This window comes from Falsibacillus albus, from assembly GCF_003668575.1.
GTDB classification, from domain to species: domain Bacteria; phylum Bacillota; class Bacilli; order Bacillales; family DSM-25281; genus Falsibacillus; species Falsibacillus albus.
The window spans coordinates 131,558-153,344 of record NZ_RCVZ01000009.1 but is presented as its reverse complement, the minus strand read 5'-3'; the positions used below and the strand labels follow the sequence as shown (position 1 = coordinate 153,344).

The window sequence follows — 21,787 nt, the reverse complement described above, 5'->3', positions numbered from 1 at the left end:
ATGGAGGTGAGATTCGATGAAGCGGAAACTTTTCATATTTTCTATCTTGCTGCTTTTGCTCAATAGCGGCTGCAGCGTCTTTGCTGAACGCACCATATCTAAAGAACAAGCGAAATCGATTGTGTTAAAAAGACACTCTGGCAGCATCGGCGAGGTTCACATCATATCCATCACCCACGAGTGGAATGCGTATATCGTGAAATGGGAAAATAAAAAAAAAACTGTGAGCATGGAACGGATTATGTTGATGATCGCACTGGAACCATAACGAAAGGCATGACATCGATCTGTTAGCTTTAATACTCGAAACTACTCCCTATGCTTAATGCTGAACCTAGGCAAAATGGTTTTCAGTTCCATCAGATCATCAATGACGATATCTGCCTGCGCCAGCTCTTCTTCCTTGGCGAAATCGAAATTACACCCCACAGCGATTAAGCCGTTATCTTTCGCGGCATTAATATCTGAGAGGCGGTCTCCGACGACTGCTGCTTCTTTTATGTCATATTTGGATAAAATCGTGTTGACCAGCTCGCCTTTATCAAGGGATTGGATCTGCTGGATACTGAACGTTTCCGTGACCCACTTGTCCAAATGATAATGGCTCACAATGGCTTGTAAATAGTCGATCAGCCCATTGCTCGCGATGAATATGGAATAGCCATTTTCTTTTAAAAAACTGAAGACTTCCTCTACGTTCGGGTAGAGGGCGCCTTTTCCCCCGCTAATATTCTCTATTAATCTTTCCAGAAAATAATCGTTCATTTCTTCCCTTAGCTGTCCTGAATGGTCAGGCATTAACGCTTCCCATACGCGGGGCAGCGGAACACCCATGATTTCACGATACTTTTCGATCGGTGTTTCATTTTCCCATTGGCCTAGTGAGCGCAGATGGCTGAAGGTGTCATCGAGTGATAGTTCTAAGATTTTATCAGTTTGAAACAGTGTTCCATCCATATCGAAGATCAGTGATTTTAACATCGTGTTCCCTCCTGGATGATTAGCGTGATTGTTCTTCTAAGAGCATTAGGAATTTTTTTCGAGCCTTTTCATTATTGATCAATTTGTTTACTCGAGGTTTGCTCTGTAAATACTCCCTTACTTTTCTATTAACAAAGAATTGGCGATGATATTTCTGATCTTCATATAGCGCTTGAAACCAATTATATTGCTGAAGCCGCTCGATATTTTGATCAATTTTATGTGTATCTAAAGATTGATCGGTTCCTGCGGAAAATAGGCGCAAAAGAAAATTAATCATGTTTTATCCTTTCACTGAACAAGTTCTGTATTTTTGTCGCATTTCATATAGATAGCGAAATTTGTCGAGAAAGGTAGAATAATTGATATTTCGAGTTTTTCGCAGATATATGTTCCGATTTCGTAGATAAAACGAAATTTTCGTAGATATATTGCACAATTTCGCTGATATCCCTTCACTGCTCTTTTCAGACTATCCCTGATCGCCCAAGATTCTCGCATTTTCCACTTCAATCAATGTCTTTTCATCAGTAAAACCTTAAAAATCTATAACTCTATCAAAAAAACTCATAAAGTCCTTCATCAAAAAATTGATATTCTTCCTTCGTGACTTGATAGCGTGTGTATCCTTCATAGAACGCTTGAATCAGTTCCGGGGTGAATTTCCGGATGGCCAAGGATATGTCATAGCGGGGGTCCCCCACTGTCATGCCGGCGATATCAATGAACAGCTGCACTTCCCGATCGATGACGAACACGTTATCCGTTGTGCAGTCTCCGTGAATCATGGTTTGTTTCACCGAAGAAGGCTTTTGAGTCTTTAACTGGTTTAATAACTCCATTGTCCCATCCGCTTGTCCGCTTTCCACATATCTTTGGGCTAGAATCAGCTGTCGTTCCAGCCACTCCCCTTCTTTCTCAAGCAGTTTGATCGGCTCCATTTCGTGATAGTGTTGAAGAAATCGTCCGAAGCTTTTCACCAGGGCTCGCTTTTCGGTGGTGGATGCTGCGTCTCTCAACGCAGCCGTTAAGCTCCTGCCATTTTCAAACGACATGAATAGATGGCTGGCATCCTTTTCTTCAATGAATCCGTGATATGAAGGGACGGGGACCTCTTTCTCATAACTCAGTTTTTCTAAAATTCCAGCCTCTTCCTTCAGCCATGTCCGATATTTTTCTTGGAAAGCACTCTTAAGCAAATATGTACCTTCGACTGAAACGATCTTACTCACTTGTGACGTCCATCCTTGTTCAGCCAGTAATTCTATCTTGTTGATTTCCCCTATTTCTTTCTCGATTTTCCCCTTTAATTGGTCGTTCATTGTTGACCTCCTCTTCCACCTGTATTGTCATTTTAATCCAGTATCTTCTGTAGGTCTATCATGTTTGTTACTTTATCGTCTAGCAGCCTGAATTACGCAGCGACGGTGTTCGCGAAATTTGTCGAGGAAGGTAGAATAATCGATATATTAGGATTTTCGCAGATAAATGCGCCGTTTTCGTAGATAAAATGGAAATTTCGCAGATATGTTGGTCGATTTCGCTGATATCCTTTCAAACCTCTTTTCGAATCCCTCTAAAACATCGTTATTTTTAGAAAACAACCATCTGAAATGAACTTTTTTAAAGGATTCTTAATGCCCTTTGCCAAATATAGTGGTAGGTACATTCTTCTTTTAGAGAGGTTGTTTTCGTAAAGATTTTTGTTAAAATCTTACTGCCAATTTTAACGCGAAACTAGATGATTCGCGTGTTAAATATAGAATCCCGGCTCTTTTCTCGCTAATTTAAGCAATTTTTAAAGTTAAAAAACTGTATAGACAATCCTATTTTAGAAGCTAAAGCAACAAAGTTTGAGAAAAGAGCCTTTAAAGAAAGGGGCATCTTACATGAATTTTGATATAGAGGAAGCGATTGAGGTGTTGGAGCGGACGCCGAAAACGCTGGAGTATGTTTTGTCCGGGCTGTCTGCCGGATGGGTGCAATGCGATGAGGGCGAAGGTACGTGGAATGCCGCGGAAGTCATTGACCATTTGATTGAAGGCGAGAAAACGAACTGGATCCCCAGGCTGGAATTTTTGCTGCAGGAAGGTGAGGGCAAACCCTTTCCTCCCTTTGGTCGTTTTTCCCATCTCCATAATGACCAAAAACATTCGATCGAGTATAAACTGCATGAATTTATTACGATTCGGAAGGAAAGCATAAAGAAATTAAGAGCGATCAGCGAGTGCAGCCTCGATTATGAACGGACCGGTTCCCACCCGGCATTTGGCTCTGTCAAAGCAAGGGAGCTGCTGTCCACTTGGGTCGTACATGACCTCACTCACATCTCTCAAATTGTCCGGGTGATGGCGGAGCGATATCGGGCGGATGTCGGGCCGTGGGTGGAGTATTTGGGGATTTTGAAGAAGAAATGAAAAATCTAATATGGGGCTTATCGTGTTTTGATAAGCCCCATCTCAATATTTATCTCTCTTTAGTTTTCACTGAAAAATAGGCGTTGATCCCCGAGGCAATCGGAATAATCAGTGCGATTCCAATGCCCGCACAAAAAATAGTGATCATTTCCGCACTGAATATTTTGGAATTCACGATTTTTCCGATGGAATAGTGTAAATCTTTAAACCATATGAGCAAGGCCATATAGCTGCCAAAAAAGGCGAAGAACAAGGTATTCGTATCCGTTCCCAAAATATCCTTCCCGACTCGCAGCCCCGATAAGAATAACTCTTTCCTGCCAATGGATGGATGATGATTCAACATCTCCTCCATCGAGGATGTAATGGAAATTGCGACTTCCGTTATACCTCCGATGGTGCTTATGATAATCACTGCGACTCCAATTTTCACAAAATCCACGCCAATATAAAGGGAATATGGCGCAAGCTCCTGTAATTGTTCCTTACCAAATCCCTGAATCATCGCCATGCTCGCCACGATATCAATAAATATGAGCAGGATCACAATCGTGATGAGCGTAGAAATGAATGCCGTGATGGTTTTCCGATTAAATTCATTAATGAAAAATAGATTGATGCAGCTGCTCACGGCACATGCGATCATGGTTATGAGAATCGGATTAAGATGATGATCCAGCATGAAGAATATGGCGATAAGGAGCACCCCAAAGTTAAAAAACAACGAAATAAAAGACCGGGCACCTTGGTTTCCGCCAACCCAAACCATCAATATAAACAATATGACTGATAAAACGACTAATACATTCATAAGCTGTTCCTCTTTCGCTTAACAAAAAAAATGGACGTGTATACACTTATCGGAATGGTCAGCACGATGCCAATCCCCCCTGCCAAGGCACGGGCAAATTCCAATGAGAGGTTCATCGAAAGCGTAAAGTCCAACGAGGATCCATTCTTCAAATATAAGATGATCACTGGAATCGAACCGCTCGCGTACACAAAAAACAAAATATTGGTCAGGGTTCCCATCACATCTTTTCCAATATCCATTCCGGATGTTCTAAGTGCTTTCATCGGCACGCTGCGATTTTTTTCAAACAACCCAAAGATGGAAGATGAGATGGTAATGGCTACATCCATGACGGCACCTAAGGATCCGACAAAAAGCCCTGCCATGAACACGAGTCGATACGGGCGTGTCAGAAATTGCATTTCTTCATAACGCAGACCAGTAGTGGACGCGATCACGAGATAGGCGATGCCAAGCGATAGAAAGATTCCCAGCAAGGTCGCAGTGATCGCGGCATACGTCTTTTCATTGAAACCGCTGATAAGTAGCAAGGAAATGACGGTAAACAAAATCACCAATATCCCGCATATCCATAACAAGCTCATGTCGGAGTGATGGACATATACATCCAATGCGTACGACATCAAACTAGCATTGACCGCCAAACTGATAATCGAGAGAACTCCTTGCTTTTTCCCCACGAGAAGCAACGTGATGATAAAAATCCATGCCATCACCAATACGTACTTGTCACGCTTTACGTCTATGATCGATCCGGTCAAATCCCCATGTTCATTTAACTGTTTATCAACCGAAACAAATAACTTATTGCCAACGCGGTATGCTTGATCGTAGGCACCGGAGGATGAGAACTTATTCGTCAGATCAATCCGCTTCCCTTTCTCTTTGCCATTTGTGATTTCCGCTGTGATGCGCTGGGTGTACAAATGATCGACATTGCCATGAGCATCGGTCACTTTCTTTGTACCGTCGACGCTCGTTTTGGCCACCTCGGCGATCGTACGTTTATAGAAGGCTTCGTTGTGATACACAAACAAAACGGAGGCGGCAAAACAAAGCCCTATGACGGCATACAATATGATTTGCTTGTAGGTCAGTTTTTTTATGGTGTTATCGAAAATATTCAAACAAAAATCTCCAATCAATATAATTGCCTGTCCTTTATTACTTTATCTCATTATGGTTAAAGAATCCTTAAAGAAAGATGAAAGAACCGAGCAATCGCTTACGGAAATAAAAAAATCGCCTAATTATTTGATTAGCCGATCCTTAGTATGACGTATATTGTTATCAAAATGGATTACATGCGGTTCATCGCTTTAAAAGTGATCATTTTGAAGTTACGGTTCTTGCAGGTCAAAGAGGCAATTTTGTCGAAACTTAGAGATATGAAATTTATTGAATTGGAGGAAAAAACGATGGCAGAAGTTTTGTTGTTACACCATGTTTTAGGCCGAACGAAGGGGATTGAAGCAATCGCGGATCAACTGAGAGATGCGGGACATACTGTGCATGTGCCAGATTTATTTGACGGATGCATCTTTTCCTCACTGGAAGAAGGCTTGGGATATGTTAAGGAAATCGGATTTGGAGAAGTGACCGCGCGCGGCGTCCGGGCAGCCGGCGAGCTTTCACGCGATGTCGTTTATGCTGGCTTTTCACTCGGTGTCCCAGCAGCACAGCAGCTCGCTCAAACCCGTGAAGGCGCCAGGGGTGCACTGTTTTTTCATGCCTGCCTCCCGACCTCGTCGTTCGAATCTCAGTGGCCGGTCGACTTGCCTGTGCAAATTCACGCCATGAGTGCAGATCCTTTTTTCGTTGAAGACGGCGACATCGACGCGGCCCGTGAACTTGTGGCGTCGGCTGATCACGCTGAACTTTTTCTATACGAAGGCAAGGAACATCTCTTCACCGACAGCAGTATACCGGCTTACGATGCTGACGCGACCAAGCTCGTGATCAAGCGGGTTCTCGACTTTCTCGCATAGTTGTTAACAAAAAAATTTCAGCAGACTGTATCATTACTAGACCAAGATAGGAGCAAAATGCGACTTAACGACGTCCTAAGTGAAGCTATTTCAGTTGGGATTTTTTCTCGCCTTAGTGCCTCCACAGCTTGGACACTGTACTGACACTTCTCCCCCTTATGATGATAAATAATAAAACAAGAAGCAAGAGCTCTGAGCTCTTGCTTCTTGTTTTTTACGCCACTTCGTCCTTTTCCTGGATCTCCTGCGGCACCTTCTTGCTGATGCCGAAAGCATAGTAGCTGACGACAACGAGTCCGAGGAAGACGAATCCAGCGATGAGCGATACGCGTGTGTCTTCGTTGTACCACATGCCGACGAGCACAAAGATCAGGAAGGCAATCGTCAAGTAGTTGGTCACCGGGGCAAATGGCATTTTGAATGGATGCTTGTCCATTTGCTCCCCTTTTGCTTTCCGGAAGCGAATTTGGCTGATCAGGATGACGAACCAAGGGATCATTCCCGGAAGGACGCTGGCACTATAAACATAGACGAATAGATTCTTAGGTGCGATATAGCTTAAGATGACACCGACGACAAGGCCCAGCAGTACCCCGATCGTGCCGACCAATGGCACCCCATGGGCAGAAACCTTCTTGAAGACTTTCGGTGCCTGGCCGTTCACACCTAACGTATAAAGCATTCTACCAGCAGAGTAGATTCCGCTGTTACAGCCGGACATGGCCGCGGTGATGACGACAAAGTTAATGAAGCCTGCAGCTGCCGTGATTCCGATTTTGGCAAATGTCGCAACAAATGGGCTTCCCACTGAATTCAGCTCATTCCAAGGGTAGACCGTGACGATGATGAAGATTGCCCCTATGTAAAAGACAAGGATGCGCCAAATGATGCTTTGGATGGCACTTCGCAGCGTTTTTTTCGGGTTTTCAGCTTCACCTGCTGTGATCCCGATCAGCTCCACTCCTTGATAGGCGCCGATGACCAGGGCCAAGGCAAAGAAGAAGCCTTTCCATCCGCCGGCAAAGAATCCGCCGTGCGTCCAAAGATTGGAGATGCCAATCGCATGGCCTCCGTTTCCGATGCCAAAAAGGACCAGCCCCAATCCCGCAATGATCATAAGTATGATCGTGACAATCTTAATCATGGCAAACCAGAATTCAACCTCACCGAATGATTTGACCGAAATCAGATTCGCTGCACCGAGCATAATCAGAGCAATCAACCCGGGAAGCCATGCAGGAAGATCCGGGAACCAGTATTGCATGTAAGCGCCTACAGCAATAATTTCAGACATCCCGACAACGACCCATTGAAACCAGTTGCTCCAAGCTGTCAGGTAACCGGCAAGCGGGTGGATATATTTGTAGCCGAATGTCGCAAAGGAACCGGTGCTTGGCTCCACGTACAGCATTTCCCCCATGGCGCGCATGATGAAAAAGATAAAGACTCCCGCAATTGCATAGGCTAGCATGACAGACGGTCCTGTCCAATGAATCGTACTGGCAGACCCCATGAACAACCCTACGCCGATCGTTCCCCCCAGGGCAATCATCTGAATATGGCGGGCTTTCAATCCCCTGTTTAACTCTTTGTTGTTTTCCACACCTTTTCCTCCCATCCATCTCAATCTTAAATACTGTATTTACATTATTGTAAAATAAAATTTACTATTTAAATAATAGTAAATTTTCTAAAACGAAACAATTGGAAATTGATCAAAAGATGATTAATAGTCGAATAGTCACCGTAAAATGATGACAGATAATCATGAAAACGTTATATTATTTAAATTTTTTGAAAATAATAATTCTCCGCTTCCAATTTCCATATATATATCAAAGTAAACTATAATTAGATTAGCAGTGTTAAAAGGGGGGGAACGATGAATACGGAGGTTTATTTTGTCCGGCATGCTCATTCTGTTTTTTCAAAAGAAAACGAAGAAACTAGAGAGCTCTCTGAAAAGGGCTGGAAGGACGCACAAAAGATCACTGACATCATGATCAAAGAAAATATCGATCATGTTATTTCCAGTACATATGTAAGAGCTAGGCAAACGGTAGAAGGTCTTGCTGAGCATTTCAACCAGGAAATAAAATTAGATTCCCGTTTTCGAGAAAGGGACTTAGCGGCGAGAGATCATCATTTTGAAAAACCGCTCGACGCCATCAAATTTGTGTTTGAAAATCCAAACTACAAATATCCCGGCGGTGAATCCAACCAGGAAGTGCAGAATCGCGGGATAAGTGGGTTAAGGGAAGTCGAGGAGAATTATCGTGGAAAGAAGATTGCGATAGGGATCCATGGGAATATCATGACCTGCATCTTGAGTTATTTTGATGAACGATTTGATTATGATTTCTGGAGTCAAACAACGAAACCGGATATTTACAAACTCATGATTGATTCAGATTTCAATTTGGTTCGGTTTGAACGTCTTTGGGATTTTGAGAGTGTAATGGTGAAATAACTTTACGTAAAACAGTTCCGTTATTTTAAGGAGATGGTCGAGTGAAGAAAGTTCTACTACTGGTTTTTTCAATGTTTCTTTTGTTTGGACTATGTGCTTGCTCTAATCAAAACGGACAGGCAAGTAATAATGACCAAAACACCCTAGAACTAGACAGTAAACACGAAGATGTAAGAGAGGTTGTTTGGAGTCAATTACCTGCACAACAAAAAGAAAGTATTAAAGGTACATGGAAAGATGCCAAGGTATCAAAAATAACTTTAGAAAAGAATATGATGAGTGGAGTTAAGGACAAATCATACGAAGGAAAAGAAGTTTATCGGATTATGCTGCCTACTGATGGAAAGTCCGAACCGAACTTTACGGTTGTTTTTGCTGACCTGAATACTTTTGATTATATCGGTTATGCTCTTGTACAATGAATAAACGCGTGGGGCAAAATAAAACACTCCACTATATAGGCAAAATAATATCAAGATTAATAGGAGCTGTTTTGACTCCCTGCTGATTTCCACGGCAGGATGCTCGCTATCCGAGGGGGTTCACACGAAGTGAGGTCGTTCGATGTCGGTAGTCGACAGCGACACATCGAACTCGAACATCCTCCTTATATCCCTCGCTCCGCTGCGGGGTCCCATCTTGCCCCCTGATCCCTCAGGAGTCTCGCACCTGCCGCTCCAATCAACTTGATAGGATTAATATGCTCTCACTTCTCTATGTAATAGTTAAATCGAAAAATAAGAAATATCTTCAGTTTCACCTACTTTTTAGCTGGCAGATTTATTGTGAAGCATGTGCCTTTTTTCAACTCGCTCTTGATCTGGATTTGACCACCCATCTGCTTCACGATATGATAGCATACCGTCAATCCAAGGCCCGTTCCCTTTTCCTTGGTAGAGTAATAGGGACTCCCCAGTTTTTTTATTTGGTCTTCGGTCATTCCTGCACCATTATCTTTAATTTGAATGGATACAAAGCCATTGGCTTGTTTGGCTGCCGATATCCAGATCTTCCCTTCGCTTCGAATCGCTTCAATCGCATTTTTGATGATATTAATTAACACTTGCTGGATTTCTAGTTTTATTCCTTCGATTTCAAGAGAGGCTTCCACTTGCTGTGTAATTTGAATACTGTTCAGGACGGCGTACGATTGCATGACATTAATCGATTGCTGGATGACGGAAGTTAAATCAATGCTTTCATAAGGATTGGTTTGCGGCTTTGCTAGATCCAAGTATTGACTAATGATTCCCTGCGCCCTGTCTAATTCCTCTATGGAGATGCTGATATACATATCCTGTTTATCCGTCAAGCGTTCCTGCTGCATGAGCTGCATAAACCCACGGACGGAGGTCATTGGATTGCGGACTTCATGGGCAACCGAAGCCGCCAGCTGGCTGACGACATCCATCTTTTCCGTTCGGATCAGCTCTTGCCTCATCTCCATTTGCTCATTCATGTTTTCAATTAAATAAATGATGGCGATAAGGGTTGCTAAAATTATAAGAGAGGAGCTTACTTCAAATAAGGTTTGAGGGTAATCTCCTTTTACCATGAGAAAGATGCCTCTTGTGATTGGGATCATCAGAAAAACCAGGCTGATCACAACGACTTTTCCTTTTATTCGATAACGGTGATACAAACGGGTTATAGACAGCATCAATAGACAAAAGATTGTATAATTTCCTACCAGGATCAAAAGCTTAGGACCGGTGAAGAAACCCGTTATCAGCAGGGCCAAAAAGGCTGCAAATCCGGCTCTTTTGCCACCGTATAAAAAAGCTAGGATGAAGGGGACTACTTTAAAATCATACTTATAGACTTCTGAATAAAGGACAGGATGACTCATCGTAAACACTATTATGATCAACATGCAGAGAAAAAATTTGGAACGGATCCTTTTCCGTTTCTCTTCTCTTTCATTAAAAAAGACTTGATAGATTAAGATTGTAAAAAGAATAAATACAACGTGTAAGCACATGCTTTGGATGGATTCCCACATTACCGTTCCCTACTTCCTTTATTTGCCTGACTCATTTGATTTTCGACAAAATCTAAGAATATCCTTGTCCAATCAATAAAATTCCAGCCATTTTTGTGAGAAACCACTCCCTGGACGATAAGTGAATTTATCCATAAGAAAAGCTGCCTGATGAGGGCAGCTTGATGCGACGTTATCCGATTAAATTTCAATAGTAGTCGAACTTCACACCACTGCTGTTTTCTCAGGTTTCGACTTAGCCACACGCATTACTCCCGATGAGATTAAAACACCTAATATGACGAACACAACTCCGATGATTTGAAAGATTGTGACCGGGGTTCCCAGTGCAATTGAAATGAGCATCGTGACGACGGGGACAAGGTTGAAAAACAGGGATGTTTTGCTTGCCCCAATTTCTTTAATGCCTTGATTCCACCATAAGTAACCCAGAACGCTGGTGAACAACGCCATAAAAGCAATCGCTCCCCATGCCTCAATCGGTATGCCCGGTAAAGAAGTATGGTTGGAGGAGAATAGTGAAACCGCTGCTAAACTAACGGCACCGACGACCATGGTATAGGTAGTTGTCGAAAGCGGAGTTCCGTCCTTGATGAAGCGGCGTCCAAGTACGCCATAAAGGGCCCAACAAATGTTGCCCGCAAATACGATCAAGTCTCCAGCTGAAATGGATAGGGTCCTGATCGTTTCAATCGATCCGTGGGTAATGACCAGCAATACCCCGACAAATGCAAAGATTATACCGACCGCCTGTTTCTTCGTGATGCTATTCTTTAATATGATTCGGGCGAAAATGGTCGTTAATAAAGGATTCAGCCCCATAATCAGCGCACCGTTGACAGGCGATGTGTGTTTTAAGCCTAAAAAGAACAAAGCATTAAACCCGAAGATCCCAATAATTCCAAGCATTACATACGAAACAGCATTTCTTCTTAATTGATTCTTCTTAATGCCTTCCGTAAATACCAGAATGGTTAGCATCACAGCAGCCGCCAAGCCGAAACGCCATGCTGCCGCAGACGAAGGTGAGAAGTAGCCAACTGTATATTTTGCCAAATTAAAAGTAGCTCCGGTAAATATAGAAAAGCCAATCAGCATCATGTAGATCTTCAGCTTCTTCATTTCTCTTCCACCCCGTCTTTTAACATGGAATAATAGGTATCCAATTTCACCTTTGTCGCATCGATGACTCCTTCCAGCTCTTTTTTCTTCATTTCCATTCCTTCTAAATGCCGGGTTAAAATTTCGATCCGTTTATTTAGAGATGGGGTAATTGGAGTCGATTGCACATCTGAATTGATTTTTTCTAAAATACAACCGTCTTTCACAAATTCATGAATATCCTCCAACGCCATGCCAGTTTCTTTTAAGCTTTTGATAAACTTCATGAACTTAAGGTCATCCTCCGTATAAAATCGCCTTCCACTGCTGCTTCGTTTTGATGGCGGAAGTAGACCAAGTCTTTCGTAATATCTCAATGTATATGATGGAATGCCCGTTAATTTTGCCGCTTCACTGATTGATAACATCCATATCATCCCCTCGTTAGGTTTACAAAAATTTTACAACTTAAAGTTAACTTTAAGTCAAGAAAAAATTTCCTAATTTAGAGTTTTTTTAAGGTTGATCTCCACGGAAGGATGCTTGCTTTCCGAGGAGAGGCGGATATTAAGTTAAATTAACTATTTTCGAATAAATTCGTACTTTGGAATATTTTAGCAGTAATGATAAGATATTAATAGATTCCTTGGGGGTGATAACTTGGAGGCACTTTTAGAACTTCTTTTTGAATTTCTTTTAGACGCTTTAATGGGACTCGGTCAAATGGTTTTGTCTTATTCAAAGGATGTGACTGAAATGGAAATTGAAAAAAACATCGCATACTTTAAAACATATGACTGGTTTCAAGATTATTTAAAAGACAGTAGGTTTGAAAAGCTTATAAATGAAAACAGCAAGGTACGGTTTGAAATTGGAAAATTCAATAGAAAAAAATTCAAAAATAATCGATATGTGAATGTTTATCAAAAGAGGATAACGAACGTATTGATGAAGGAAGTTAGATAGATGCTATTGAAATGATAAAAAGCCGCCTGAAGTAGGCAGCTTCATTTTCACATTAAGGTGTTTTCAAATGCTTTAATTACTTGAATCTTAATTCAAATCACGGCTTAATGCTCTTCTTCTTCAAGAAATCCTCGTTTAGTTAACGTTTCAGACATAGAAGAGTTCGATAAAAAATTACTCAAATAATGATTAAGACTTTTGAGTTCATCTATTTTATAAATTTTTTCAATCATTTGATACATTTCGTTTTCTGCCTTTTTAATGTCGCCACTTTTTTCGATCCCCAATTCCGTTAATCGGAGTTTTACAAACCTGGAGTCATCTGTTGATCGCATACGTTCTATGTATCCGTCTTTGACCATTCTATCGATAAGCCTTGATGGGCTGCCTGTTTCACAAATCAATAGTGCCCCTAGTTCCTTTAATGATAACTGTTCCCACTTTTTTAGTATCTGAATGACTTCCGCTTGGGATGGAGTGATTCCAATATCCGATAAGAGATCTTTATATATTCGATTGCCCTGTCTTTGCATAGCCAATACCAAAAATCTAAAGCGTTCAACTTCTTGAGAAAATTCCATATATACACTCCATTTTATTTAATCACCATAGGTTGGATATTAGGATCATGGTTTGCCATCACCCTCAAACAATCTTCTCTTTCTGAAAATTCTTTAACCCAATTCAATGATTTTTTCGCATCTTTTCTATTTGTTGTGACTCCAGGTAATATCATATCATTCCACGACTTTTCTGAATAACCTACATCACTTGCTAACAAAACCCATCCATTCTGCATTTTGATTAAAATAGAAAACATTCCATCACTATGCCCGGGTGTGTGAACTAAGTAAATTGATCCATCATCAAATAAATCCAATCCCAAGTTAAAGGGACCAAAGGGTATTTCTTTTAATGGAAAGGTATGGATATCAATTCCCTTCCACATTGATTTTATATAACCTGCTCTCTTATGCGCGTATTCCCACTCCAACTCACTGGTTAGTATTTTCTTTGCATCTTTCACTTGTTCAAGACCGCTAACGTGATCGGAGTGAAGGTGGGTTAATAACACAAAATCCAGATCTTTACTGCTTATTCCGTACTCCATTAATTTTTCACGAACAGATGAGCCAGCAGGCAACTCGCCTTTAAACATAGAATAAGCCAGTCTCCCCAAATGATTTTTCTGATTCTTTCTCATGTCTTCATGCCAGCCTGTATCCACTAAAATCAGCCCTTTTGGATGCTCAATCAGGTATGAAGAAACAGGTACCCACATTTTTTTATCAGCACCTCTAAACCAACCTGTATAAGACATCGGGTGCAAAGATTTCCCCCTAAAAGCTAATGAACGGTCAATATAAACGTTACCCGCATGCCAGACATTAATTTTCATCAATGGCTCACCCCTCTTTAAAAATAAATGACGCGTCATTTATTGTAAATCATATTAGATGATACATCATTTATTGTCAAATATTTCTTTTTATCAAACGATCTCATAAACAATTAAAAAAACGATACCTTATACAAGTATCGCTTCTCAATTATTGAGTGCTATAAAACATATTTTCTACTTTTTCTATTAACAATGATTAAGGTAATGGTTAATAAAATTGAAATAATTTTTATCGAGTAATGAACATTAGATATTACCATAAAAGTTGCACTAAACGTAATCAGAATATGATTTTCGTTCGTTTTGAATCTTTTTTTCTTAATTAAACGATAGATTACCAAACTATAAAAATAGACACTAACTAATGCAAAAACAATACTCATAATCACTTCTCCTTACCGTTATTTCACCTAAGTAGTATAGTCATAAAAACAGCCGCCTGTTGAGGGCAGCCACATTTTTCACTTATAAAAATTAGAACCCTGCCGGACCGTCCCCACTATTCCAATCGCCGCCATTTTCCCCTTGTAATTTGCTGGGATCGGTTCCTTTGGTAAGTTGGTCATTCCTTCTTTTCTTTCTTCGTAAATCGATCAGGAATGCCAGTAATAAAACCACAATAACCACGATGACAAACAACCACATGTTGAGCCTCCTGTCTTTTTAACCTACCCTACGTTCGTTACAGCAGCAAACGCGAAATACCCCACTACCGCTAAGAGTTGAAGGACGATCCCGATCACACTGCAGACATAGCCTGAAGTGGCCAGTCCTCTTCCGCCTTCATTGGTCTTGCCGATTTCTTTCAAGGCTTTTCTTGAAAATCCGACTCCGATGAATCCAAGAACCAATCCAATGAAAGGGATGATGATTGAAAGGATCCCCATTGTCAAGGAAGTGACCGAATTGCTGTTTGTTTCCGTGTTTTCCATACAAAGTCCCCCATTCCCGTTTATAATTTTATGCGCTGCGCAAATTGTAAAGTTATTTATATTTTAACATAAAATCCCATTATGTTTTATCGCTTCAAGTCAAATTCCGCAATTTCTTTTCCATCCGATGTCACAATAAGTGACCCATCTAGCGCGTTGGCTTTCAGTTTTTCCAATTTCTCTTTTGAAGGGACTTGTAACGAAACTTTTGGGTTTTCTTCGGTTACACCTAAATCATATGTCAGGCTCATATTTCCGGTTTTACCAGGTTGGATTTCACCATTAACCTGCACGCCGTATCCTAAACCGGTCCCATTATAAGATGAAGGAGTAAAAATATTGATTCCAACTGATTCTTCAGAGGCAGCAGCTAGCTTTTTACCGGGGACAATCTTTACTTTTAGCTTCTTATCGCCAGCTCCACCAATCCTTCGGAATCCATTATTCTTAATTTTAAATTGGTAGTATAAAACGGTTGGAACAAGCTCCTGTCCATTTTTCCCGCCTTCTGAAATAACAACCGAACCAGAAAGACTTTTATCTTTTACAATATCAACTTTTGTATCGACAAGTTTCAATGATGGCTGCGACGAGCAAGCCGATATAAGCGCCATAAGCGATAGGAAGCTTAAAAGCATAAACAGTCGTTTCATATTTCCCCCTCTAATCTGTTCAGGTTGTAAATATGTCATTTACCTTTATTATACAGAAATACTCAGATAAAAAGGGAAATATTACTAATTAGTTTATACTAATCGTTCCTTCTCTACTTCTTCTACCTTAATACCAGCAGATAAGAGATTTTTTATCTTTAAATATCAAATTTACTTTTATATTCAAAAATCTCATCAACCGCTTGTTGATATCCACCTGATTTTTGCATCGACTGGCTTATAGTTGAAACAGCTTTATGGAAAGATGTCTCGTTTAACACATGATCTGCTGCTTCACGCAATTGACTTGGATTCAGGTTTTGCATGTCCAGTTTGATGCCTGCCCCGATATTGGAAACTTGTTGAGCAATTATCGGCTGGTCTGCGTTTTGTGGGATTACAATCAGCGGCACCCCGTAGTAGAGTCCTTCACTGGTACTATTCATCCCGCCATGTGTGATAAACAATTTCGTGTATTTTAACACATCTGTTTGTGGAACATAATTTTTGACGATGAAGTTGTATGGAATCTCTCCTAAATCACTTAGCGGAGTATGTTTCCCGATCGACATGACCACCGTGTGATCGCTATTTTCAAATGCTTCAAAACAAAGTTTATAAAAATCAACCGCCTGATTAAAAACCGTACCAAGTGAAATATAAATTGGCCGATTTTCCTTGATGGCTTCAAAATCAAAGTTATCTTGAGTTGATCGAGTAGAGATGGATGGGCCGATAAATTTGTATGTTTCGTCGAATGTTTCCCCGAAAGGTTGAAACTCCCTTGTTGTATAAACGATTGTAAGTGGCGCAGGATTACAAAAAACTTCGTAACGAGAATCGATCTCGACATCATATTTTTCCTTCACCATTGCCGTTAGCCTTTGGTATTCGCCGTTTATTTCTTCAATCACATCTGCAGGGATGTTTTTAGAAAGCCGGTCCAATAGTTGATCGAATGATTGCTTTGTCTGAGCAAAGGAAGTACAGGAATTGATTGCCGGCAGCTTAAGGATTTGGGCGAGTAAACGTCCGCAGCCAAACATGGAATCGTGAATGATGTAGTCGAAGTGTTCGCCTTCAATCTGTCTTAGCACACTAGGTATGACAATATCTGCCGTAAGTAAAAGACCATTAATCCTTTCAGGCAAATAATTTCTTCCACCCGAGATGAAGGCTTTAATAAATTTTTCACCGTCCCAAGTTCGCACAGCAGCTCCAGTCTTCTCAATTCGCTCACGAAAATCTTCTATTGTAAAGTACACTACCTCTTCGCCGCGCGAAATCAACTCTTGAACAACTCCAATAGTTGGATTGATATGTCCTTCTGATCCGGCATTAATAAATAAAACACGTGCCATTTCTATCACTCCTTCGTTATGGTCCGCTATTTACTCCTTCGCTCCACCTGACTCCTTCTCCAATGTCTTCAGCACGACCTTTGCCAAAATATCCATGCCATAGAACATCGCATCTTTTTTGAAAGTCATATGGGGGTGATGCAATCCCGGCTCCAGGTCGCAGCCGAGTCCGAGCATGGTCGCTTTCAAATGCGGCCGTTTGACAGGGTAGAAATGGAAGTCTTCGCTGCCCGTGGTGACAAGGGCTCCGTCGTGGTTTTCTTCTCCGAGCACTTCGCAGATCGCATCTGCCATCAGCTCTTGGGCTTCTGTGTTCATTGTAGCTGCAGCCAGGTTCGACGGCATGGTCAGATTGATTTCGCATTTATAAAAGTTGGCGACGGATTCGGCTGCCGCTTTGACGTGCTCGACCAATGAGGCCATCACATCGTTGGACTGGGAGCGCATATCCAGGGTGAATTCGGCCTGCCCCGGAATGATATTGGAGCTCTCTCCGCCTGCATGGAGCTTCGTCATTTTGACCGAGTGCGGAATCATTGGATCGATATGTATATGGGACAGCTCATTCAACAGTGTCGATGCCACTTCGATGGCATTCGTTCCAAGATGGGGGCGTGCAGCGTGGGCATCTTCCCCGATGATGTTACCTTTGATGGACTGGCTTGCTCCGTGGAGGATGGCAGATGCGGCATGTCCGTATTTCGTTTCCTGAATCGGGCGCACATGAACGCCGTATAAGTAATCGACATCATCCACGATCCCTTTTTCGATCATCTTCAATGCGCCGGTCCCTTTTTCTTCAGACGGTTGAAAAATAAAGCGGATTGTCCCTTTCGGCAGTCCTTCACTTTGTGTCAACATCTTCATGGCGCCAATGGCCATCGTCATGTGGGAATCGTGTCCGCAAGAATGGTTGGCTTTGAATACGCCGTCGACTTCCTGCCATAGGGCGTCCATATCAGCGCGCAAAGCTACGACTGGCTTTCCTGCCCCGATTTCCCCAATTACACCGGAACAATCGTCAAATGTCTTTGTTCGGCAGCCGTGCTTTTCGAGGATGTCTTTGAGATAGGCGGTGGTCTTAAATTCCTTCCAGCTGATTTCTGGATTGGCGTGCAGGTGGTTGAAGATTTCCATCAGTTCTTCTTTTTGTGTGGTGTCCAGTGGTTTCATTTTTGTATTCCTCCGTTTGTTTGAATCTGTTCGTATTTTTCTGCTGCAGGATGTTCGAGCTCCGAGAGACAGGTGGTGAGCCTCCACTATATTCAACATTATATGATGATTTAATGAGAATGACTGGAAAAACAATATTTTTTTAAAGGCGCTTTTCGTAAGTTTGTGGCTATTAGGGCGTGCTGGTTGATTTTAAAAAATGTTTAAAACATCTTCGTCAAACCCATTCATTTCACACAAAATTTCCTTGAGTCTTCTTGGATGAACATGTTTTTTCTCGTTTCGCCAGGTTGGGTTTGTTTCAGTGCTACACCTGCCAGTATGGCGTTTAGAATCGAATAGACGACGGGAACGGTCTGCAAGATGGATTTGGCCGGCAGGTTCAAGACAAATAATTGGTCGGCGATTTTCGTGATTGGTGCTGTCAGTGAATCGGTAAAGGCGATGATGTGGATCCCCCTTTCTTTTGCCTCTTTGGCCAAGGTGATAGTATCCATGGCATATCGGTAAAAGGAGAACACGATCACGACGCTTTTTTCCGTGAATCGATTGAGCCCGACGTCGGATTCCGGTCGATATAAGGAAGCTCCTCCCCGCACAAGGTTCAACGTATAGGACAGCCAATGAGCCATCGAGAAGGAAGCATGCAATCCGGCGACCAAGATTTCATCCGCTTCATCAATCTTCTCGATAGTTTGCTCAAAATCCTCTTCCGTGAATCGATTGGCGGTTTCCTGGATGTTTGCCAGATCGGACAGCATGACTTCCTTGTAATGAGGAAGCGGCTCATCACTTGTGATAGTCTTTTTCGCTCCCAAATCGAAGATGTATTCGCGCACCTCTGTTTGGAGCTGGCTGAATCCTGTATATCCAATAGCTGTGCAAAAGCGGAGCACCATCGTTTCGCTCACGTCAATAAATTCGCCTACTTTTTTAGCAGGATGCGTTGCAAACGCTGTCGGGTCCCTCATGAGGAAATCGGCTACTAGTTTCATCCCTTTTGTCAGCTCATCATAATGATCATTGATCTTAGACATATAATCGGACATGAATGGCACCTCCTTTAAAAAAATAAAAAATGTAAAGTTTTTACTTTAAAATATATTGCGCTGAAGGATTCACTTCATTATAATATATCGCAAAGGTCAGAAAATTCAATATAATTCGAACAAAAGGGGAATTTTTAAAAAAGGGGGAAATGAAGTGAGTTTGCAAACCGAAACGAATCTGGAGCCTCAAAGGAAAGCCAGATTCAGAATGCCTGATGCTTATGTACTGCTGTTTGTCATTGCCTTGATCTGTGCCATCGCCACCTATATCGTACCGGCGGGAGAGTTCAAACGAATCACCAATGGAACCATTACGCAGGCTGTACCAGGAAGCTACCATACCGTTGCCCACACGCCGATTGGCTTCGTCCATTTTTTTACGGCCTTTCAGCAAGGAATGGTTGCGTCTGCTTCGATCATCTTTTTAATTCTATTCACAGGCGGAACATTGGCCATCCTTGAAAAAACAGGGGCCATCAACGGACTCATCCATAATGTCGTGAACAAGTTCAGGACACGCGAATTGTTATTTATCGCTGTCGTCGGTGCCTTATTCTCCATCCTTGGAACGACCGGTATCGTCGTCAATTCCGTCATCGGCTTCATCCCGATCGGCATCATTGTGGCCAGGGCGCTGAAATGGGATGCCGTCGTCGGTGTCGCGGTCATCTATTTAGGTACTTATGCTGGATTCAACTCCACGATCCTGTCGCCGACGCCGCTTGGCCTGTCGCAAAAAATCGCCGAACTTCCCCTCTTTTCAGGAATCGGGCTGCGCACAGCGATTTATCTTGCTTTTCTAATCGCAACGGTTGTCTATATTTACTTTTATGTGAGGCGCTTAAGAAAAACAGATGCAAGCATTTTGGGGGAAGATTGGTTTCCAAGCAAAGCCTTGCTTGATGAAGAAGAGAAAACCGATGTTCCTTTCACGATTCGCCACAAGCTGATCCTTGCTCTGACTGGATTGTGCTTGGTCGGCTTCCTCGCCGGAGCCCTTTGGCTGAAGTGGGGAGACCAGGAGATGGCGGGAACCTTTGTCTTCATCTCCATCGTCGCTGGACTTATTGGCGGTATGAAAGGCAACAATATTGCCAGGACGTTTCTATCCGGGTGCCAGCGCTTGGTGTATGGTGCACTGATCGTCGGGATGGCAAGAACGATTTCCGTTGTGCTGACGGATGGGAAACTGTTGGATACGATCGTCAACGGTTTGGCGAGCATGCTCGAAGGACACAGTCCGCTGCTCGGCGCATTCGGGATGTTTGTGTCGAGCGCCTTGCTTCACTTTGTGATTTCATCGGGGTCAGGGGAATCCGTCATCTTCATCCCGATCCTCGCCCCGCTGGCCGATTTGATGAACATCACGCGCCAAGTCGCGGTAGAGGCGGTCATGCTCGGTGAAGGTGTGGTCAACTGCATCAATCCGACTTCCGGCGTGTTGATGGGTGTGCTCGCAGCAAGCGGCATCCCTTACGGCAAATGGGTCAAGTTTATGGCTCCGCTTGCCCTGATCTGGTTTGTGATCGGGCTCGTGTTTATCACCGTTGGGGTCATGACGAAATGGGGTCCGTTTTAAAGGTCTGGTATGGATTAAGAGTACAAACACTCCATTAGGATAGATATTTCAGGTTCAAATCGCATTTGATTTGAACCTTTATTTTATTTGTACAAATGAGAGCGGCCATATTTGGGACATACGCTTGATAAATTGGAAAAACATGCTAATATATTATAAAAATCGCCGAGGGGAAGCGGAGGGGAACATATTGAAAGTAACTAAAAAGGAGATTCAAACAAACGGCAAAACAATTAGTTATTCACACTTTGAAGTCGGTTCGAAAATCATTTGTTTTATGTTTGCTGGAGCCGGATATAAGTACGATAGCCCTTTGTTCTATTATGCGAGAATGGTGATGCTTCAAAACAACATCGATATTGTCCGTGTCCATTACTCATATGATTTGCACACATTGAAAAAGAGCAATGAAGAACTAGCCAAGATCATGATCGATGATATTGATCCTGTGGTAGCGGATGTTTTAAGAAATGGGCAATATAACGATACGATTTTTCTAGGGAAATCAATTGGAACACTTCCGATTGCAAATGGGCTAATGAAGAGAGATGAATTTTCAAAGGCAATAATGATTCTGTTTACCCCGCTCTTGAGATCCAAATCTTTATTTGACTCTATTCTTCATAGTCAACATCAAGGGCTTATAGTGATCGGGGATAAAGACCTTCATTACAATCCAGATCAAATCGATCGATTAAGCGACTCGAATCTAAAGATTGAGGTAGTCCAACATGCAGACCATTCCTTAGATATCGGAGAATTTGATGCAGCCAATTCAATAATAGTTTTATCCAAACTAATGGAAAGACTCCAAGAAACCATTCGTTTGAATTAGTTGTGTAATCAGGATCAAAGGGTGTGAACTGGTGATTTCCGCAGAAGGACGCTCGCTTCAATCA

At 42.1% G+C, this 21,787-nt stretch carries 24 protein-coding genes; 8 read left to right on the top strand and 16 right to left on the bottom strand.

Annotated features, from left to right (window positions below; genetic code table 11):
• Positions 1 to 16 precede the first annotated feature (16 nt).
• Positions 17 to 268, top strand: coding sequence for a hypothetical protein (locus tag D9X91_RS13865; protein ID WP_121681230.1), 252 nt, complete (start codon positions 17 to 19; stop codon positions 266 to 268).
• Positions 269 to 309: 41 nt separating this feature from the next.
• On the opposite strand, the gene D9X91_RS13860 is transcribed toward D9X91_RS13865, so the two are convergent.
• Positions 310 to 981 carry an HAD hydrolase-like protein gene (locus D9X91_RS13860; RefSeq protein WP_121681229.1) on the bottom strand — a complete coding sequence of 224 codons (672 nt, stop codon included), beginning with the start codon at positions 979 to 981 and terminating at the stop codon, positions 310 to 312.
• A 557-nt stretch (positions 982 to 1,538) separates the two neighbouring features.
• Entirely contained in the window at positions 1,539 to 2,303 is a 765-nt protein-coding gene (locus D9X91_RS13850; RefSeq protein ID WP_121681227.1) for an aminoglycoside phosphotransferase family protein, read from the bottom strand.
• 567 nt (positions 2,304 to 2,870) lie between these two features.
• On the opposite strand from D9X91_RS13850, the gene D9X91_RS13845 reads away from it, so the two are divergent.
• Complete coding sequence (locus D9X91_RS13845; protein ID WP_121681226.1) at positions 2,871 to 3,398, top strand: DinB family protein; 528 nt, start codon at positions 2,871 to 2,873, stop codon at positions 3,396 to 3,398.
• Between the two features lie 49 nt (positions 3,399 to 3,447).
• Here the strand turns inward: D9X91_RS13845 and D9X91_RS13840 are convergent, their stop codons facing one another.
• Together D9X91_RS13840 and D9X91_RS13835 are read right to left on the bottom strand one after the other, a co-directional pair.
• The gene (locus D9X91_RS13840) at positions 3,448 to 4,209 is read right to left on the bottom strand and encodes a YibE/F family protein (protein WP_121681225.1); all 762 of its coding nucleotides are present in this window, start codon (positions 4,207 to 4,209) and stop codon (positions 3,448 to 3,450) included.
• Positions 4,206 to 5,339, bottom strand: a complete 1,134-nt coding sequence (locus D9X91_RS13835; protein WP_233569797.1) for a YibE/F family protein — start codon at positions 5,337 to 5,339, stop codon at positions 4,206 to 4,208. Before D9X91_RS13835 ends, D9X91_RS13840 begins: the two co-directional genes overlap by 4 nt.
• 147 nt (positions 5,340 to 5,486) lie before the next feature.
• Between D9X91_RS13835 and D9X91_RS13830 the strand changes: the two genes are divergently transcribed.
• Entirely contained in the window at positions 5,487 to 6,200 is a 714-nt protein-coding gene (locus tag D9X91_RS13830; protein ID WP_233569796.1) for a dienelactone hydrolase family protein, read from the top strand.
• A gap of 214 nt (positions 6,201 to 6,414) precedes the next feature.
• On the opposite strand, the gene D9X91_RS13825 is transcribed toward D9X91_RS13830, so the two are convergent.
• Complete coding sequence (locus D9X91_RS13825) at positions 6,415 to 7,818, bottom strand: amino acid permease (RefSeq protein WP_121681224.1); 1,404 nt, start codon at positions 7,816 to 7,818, stop codon at positions 6,415 to 6,417.
• 264 nt (positions 7,819 to 8,082) lie between these two features.
• Between D9X91_RS13825 and D9X91_RS13820 the strand changes: the two genes are divergently transcribed.
• Together D9X91_RS13820 and D9X91_RS13815 are read left to right on the top strand one after the other, a co-directional pair.
• The gene (locus D9X91_RS13820) at positions 8,083 to 8,670 is read left to right on the top strand and encodes a histidine phosphatase family protein (protein WP_121681223.1); all 588 of its coding nucleotides are present in this window, start codon (positions 8,083 to 8,085) and stop codon (positions 8,668 to 8,670) included.
• A 41-nt stretch (positions 8,671 to 8,711) separates the two neighbouring features.
• Entirely contained in the window at positions 8,712 to 9,092 is a 381-nt protein-coding gene (locus tag D9X91_RS13815; protein ID WP_121681222.1) for a hypothetical protein, read from the top strand.
• 338 nt (positions 9,093 to 9,430) lie between these two features.
• Here D9X91_RS13815 and D9X91_RS13810 read toward each other — a convergent pair whose 3' ends face one another.
• The 3 genes from D9X91_RS13810 to D9X91_RS13800 form a co-directional block, all read right to left on the bottom strand.
• Positions 9,431 to 10,672 (bottom strand): ATP-binding protein, encoded by a 1,242-nt coding sequence (locus tag D9X91_RS13810; RefSeq protein ID WP_121681221.1) that lies wholly within the window; start codon positions 10,670 to 10,672, stop codon positions 9,431 to 9,433.
• Positions 10,673 to 10,876: 204 nt separating this feature from the next.
• On the bottom strand, positions 10,877 to 11,794 hold the full coding sequence (locus D9X91_RS13805) for a DMT family transporter (RefSeq protein WP_121681220.1): 918 nt from the start codon (positions 11,792 to 11,794) through the stop codon (positions 10,877 to 10,879).
• Positions 11,791 to 12,207 carry a MerR family transcriptional regulator gene (locus D9X91_RS13800; protein ID WP_233569800.1) on the bottom strand — a complete coding sequence of 139 codons (417 nt, stop codon included), beginning with the start codon at positions 12,205 to 12,207 and terminating at the stop codon, positions 11,791 to 11,793. The genes D9X91_RS13805 and D9X91_RS13800 overlap by 4 nt, the downstream gene beginning before the upstream one ends.
• Positions 12,208 to 12,433: 226 nt before the next feature.
• Here D9X91_RS13800 and D9X91_RS13795 point away from each other — a divergent pair, with 226 nt between their 5' ends.
• A complete protein-coding gene (locus D9X91_RS13795; protein ID WP_121681218.1) occupies positions 12,434 to 12,739 on the top strand; it encodes a hypothetical protein in 306 nt (101 codons plus the stop codon).
• Between the two features lie 104 nt (positions 12,740 to 12,843).
• Here the strand turns inward: D9X91_RS13795 and D9X91_RS13790 are convergent, their stop codons facing one another.
• The 8 genes from D9X91_RS13790 to D9X91_RS13755 form a co-directional block, all read right to left on the bottom strand.
• Positions 12,844 to 13,320 (bottom strand): MarR family winged helix-turn-helix transcriptional regulator, encoded by a 477-nt coding sequence (locus tag D9X91_RS13790; RefSeq protein WP_121681217.1) that lies wholly within the window; start codon positions 13,318 to 13,320, stop codon positions 12,844 to 12,846.
• A 14-nt stretch (positions 13,321 to 13,334) separates the two neighbouring features.
• On the bottom strand, positions 13,335 to 14,138 hold the full coding sequence (locus D9X91_RS13785) for an N-acyl homoserine lactonase family protein (protein WP_121681216.1): 804 nt from the start codon (positions 14,136 to 14,138) through the stop codon (positions 13,335 to 13,337).
• A gap of 477 nt (positions 14,139 to 14,615) precedes the next feature.
• On the bottom strand, positions 14,616 to 14,786 hold the full coding sequence (locus D9X91_RS22525) for a hypothetical protein (protein ID WP_158598321.1): 171 nt from the start codon (positions 14,784 to 14,786) through the stop codon (positions 14,616 to 14,618).
• A gap of 23 nt (positions 14,787 to 14,809) precedes the next feature.
• The gene (locus D9X91_RS13775; RefSeq protein WP_121681214.1) at positions 14,810 to 15,073 is read right to left on the bottom strand and encodes a DUF4190 domain-containing protein; all 264 of its coding nucleotides are present in this window, start codon (positions 15,071 to 15,073) and stop codon (positions 14,810 to 14,812) included.
• Between the two features lie 86 nt (positions 15,074 to 15,159).
• Positions 15,160 to 15,726: a hypothetical protein gene (locus tag D9X91_RS13770; RefSeq protein WP_121681213.1), complete on the bottom strand. Its 567-nt coding sequence runs from the start codon at positions 15,724 to 15,726 to the stop codon at positions 15,160 to 15,162.
• Between the two features lie 158 nt (positions 15,727 to 15,884).
• Positions 15,885 to 17,087 (bottom strand): macrolide family glycosyltransferase, encoded by a 1,203-nt coding sequence (locus D9X91_RS13765; RefSeq protein WP_121681212.1) that lies wholly within the window; start codon positions 17,085 to 17,087, stop codon positions 15,885 to 15,887.
• Between the two features lie 30 nt (positions 17,088 to 17,117).
• Positions 17,118 to 18,260, bottom strand: coding sequence for a M20 peptidase aminoacylase family protein (locus D9X91_RS13760; RefSeq protein WP_121681211.1), 1,143 nt, complete (start codon positions 18,258 to 18,260; stop codon positions 17,118 to 17,120).
• A 227-nt stretch (positions 18,261 to 18,487) separates the two neighbouring features.
• On the bottom strand, positions 18,488 to 19,309 hold the full coding sequence (locus tag D9X91_RS13755) for a MurR/RpiR family transcriptional regulator (protein ID WP_121681210.1): 822 nt from the start codon (positions 19,307 to 19,309) through the stop codon (positions 18,488 to 18,490).
• A gap of 154 nt (positions 19,310 to 19,463) precedes the next feature.
• Between D9X91_RS13755 and D9X91_RS13750 the strand changes: the two genes are divergently transcribed.
• Together D9X91_RS13750 and D9X91_RS13745 are read left to right on the top strand one after the other, a co-directional pair.
• Positions 19,464 to 20,888 (top strand): YfcC family protein, encoded by a 1,425-nt coding sequence (locus D9X91_RS13750; protein WP_233569795.1) that lies wholly within the window; start codon positions 19,464 to 19,466, stop codon positions 20,886 to 20,888.
• A 190-nt stretch (positions 20,889 to 21,078) separates the two neighbouring features.
• Positions 21,079 to 21,723, top strand: coding sequence for an alpha/beta family hydrolase (locus tag D9X91_RS13745; RefSeq protein ID WP_121681209.1), 645 nt, complete (start codon positions 21,079 to 21,081; stop codon positions 21,721 to 21,723).
• Positions 21,724 to 21,787 lie beyond the last annotated feature (64 nt).

What these genes read in the sequence shown, in the direction of transcription:
- D9X91_RS13785 (WP_121681216.1), bottom strand. Translation starts at nt 14,138, where the DNA reads ATGAAAATTAATGTCTGGCATGCGGGTAACGTTTATATTGACCGTTCA.
- D9X91_RS13790 (WP_121681217.1), bottom strand. Translation starts at nt 13,320, where the DNA reads ATGGAATTTTCTCAAGAAGTTGAACGCTTTAGATTTTTGGTATTGGCT.
- D9X91_RS13820 (WP_121681223.1), top strand. Translation starts at nt 8,083, where the DNA reads ATGAATACGGAGGTTTATTTTGTCCGGCATGCTCATTCTGTTTTTTCA.
- D9X91_RS13770 (WP_121681213.1), bottom strand. Translation starts at nt 15,726, where the DNA reads ATGAAACGACTGTTTATGCTTTTAAGCTTCCTATCGCTTATGGCGCTT.
- D9X91_RS13845 (WP_121681226.1), top strand. Translation starts at nt 2,871, where the DNA reads ATGAATTTTGATATAGAGGAAGCGATTGAGGTGTTGGAGCGGACGCCG.
- D9X91_RS13755 (WP_121681210.1), bottom strand. Translation starts at nt 19,309, where the DNA reads ATGTCCGATTATATGTCTAAGATCAATGATCATTATGATGAGCTGACA.
- D9X91_RS13850 (WP_121681227.1), bottom strand. Translation starts at nt 2,303, where the DNA reads ATGAACGACCAATTAAAGGGGAAAATCGAGAAAGAAATAGGGGAAATC.
- D9X91_RS13840 (WP_121681225.1), bottom strand. Translation starts at nt 4,209, where the DNA reads ATGAATGTATTAGTCGTTTTATCAGTCATATTGTTTATATTGATGGTT.
- D9X91_RS13775 (WP_121681214.1), bottom strand. Translation starts at nt 15,073, where the DNA reads ATGGAAAACACGGAAACAAACAGCAATTCGGTCACTTCCTTGACAATG.
- D9X91_RS13805 (WP_121681220.1), bottom strand. Translation starts at nt 11,794, where the DNA reads ATGAAGAAGCTGAAGATCTACATGATGCTGATTGGCTTTTCTATATTT.
- D9X91_RS13765 (WP_121681212.1), bottom strand. Translation starts at nt 17,087, where the DNA reads ATGGCACGTGTTTTATTTATTAATGCCGGATCAGAAGGACATATCAAT.
- D9X91_RS13865 (WP_121681230.1), top strand. Translation starts at nt 17, where the DNA reads ATGAAGCGGAAACTTTTCATATTTTCTATCTTGCTGCTTTTGCTCAAT.
- D9X91_RS13760 (WP_121681211.1), bottom strand. Translation starts at nt 18,260, where the DNA reads ATGAAACCACTGGACACCACACAAAAAGAAGAACTGATGGAAATCTTC.
- D9X91_RS22525 (WP_158598321.1), bottom strand. Translation starts at nt 14,786, where the DNA reads ATGTGGTTGTTTGTCATCGTGGTTATTGTGGTTTTATTACTGGCATTC.
- D9X91_RS13825 (WP_121681224.1), bottom strand. Translation starts at nt 7,818, where the DNA reads ATGGGAGGAAAAGGTGTGGAAAACAACAAAGAGTTAAACAGGGGATTG.
- D9X91_RS13860 (WP_121681229.1), bottom strand. Translation starts at nt 981, where the DNA reads ATGTTAAAATCACTGATCTTCGATATGGATGGAACACTGTTTCAAACT.
- D9X91_RS13830 (WP_233569796.1), top strand. Translation starts at nt 5,487, where the DNA reads ATGACGTATATTGTTATCAAAATGGATTACATGCGGTTCATCGCTTTA.
- D9X91_RS13810 (WP_121681221.1), bottom strand. Translation starts at nt 10,672, where the DNA reads ATGTGGGAATCCATCCAAAGCATGTGCTTACACGTTGTATTTATTCTT.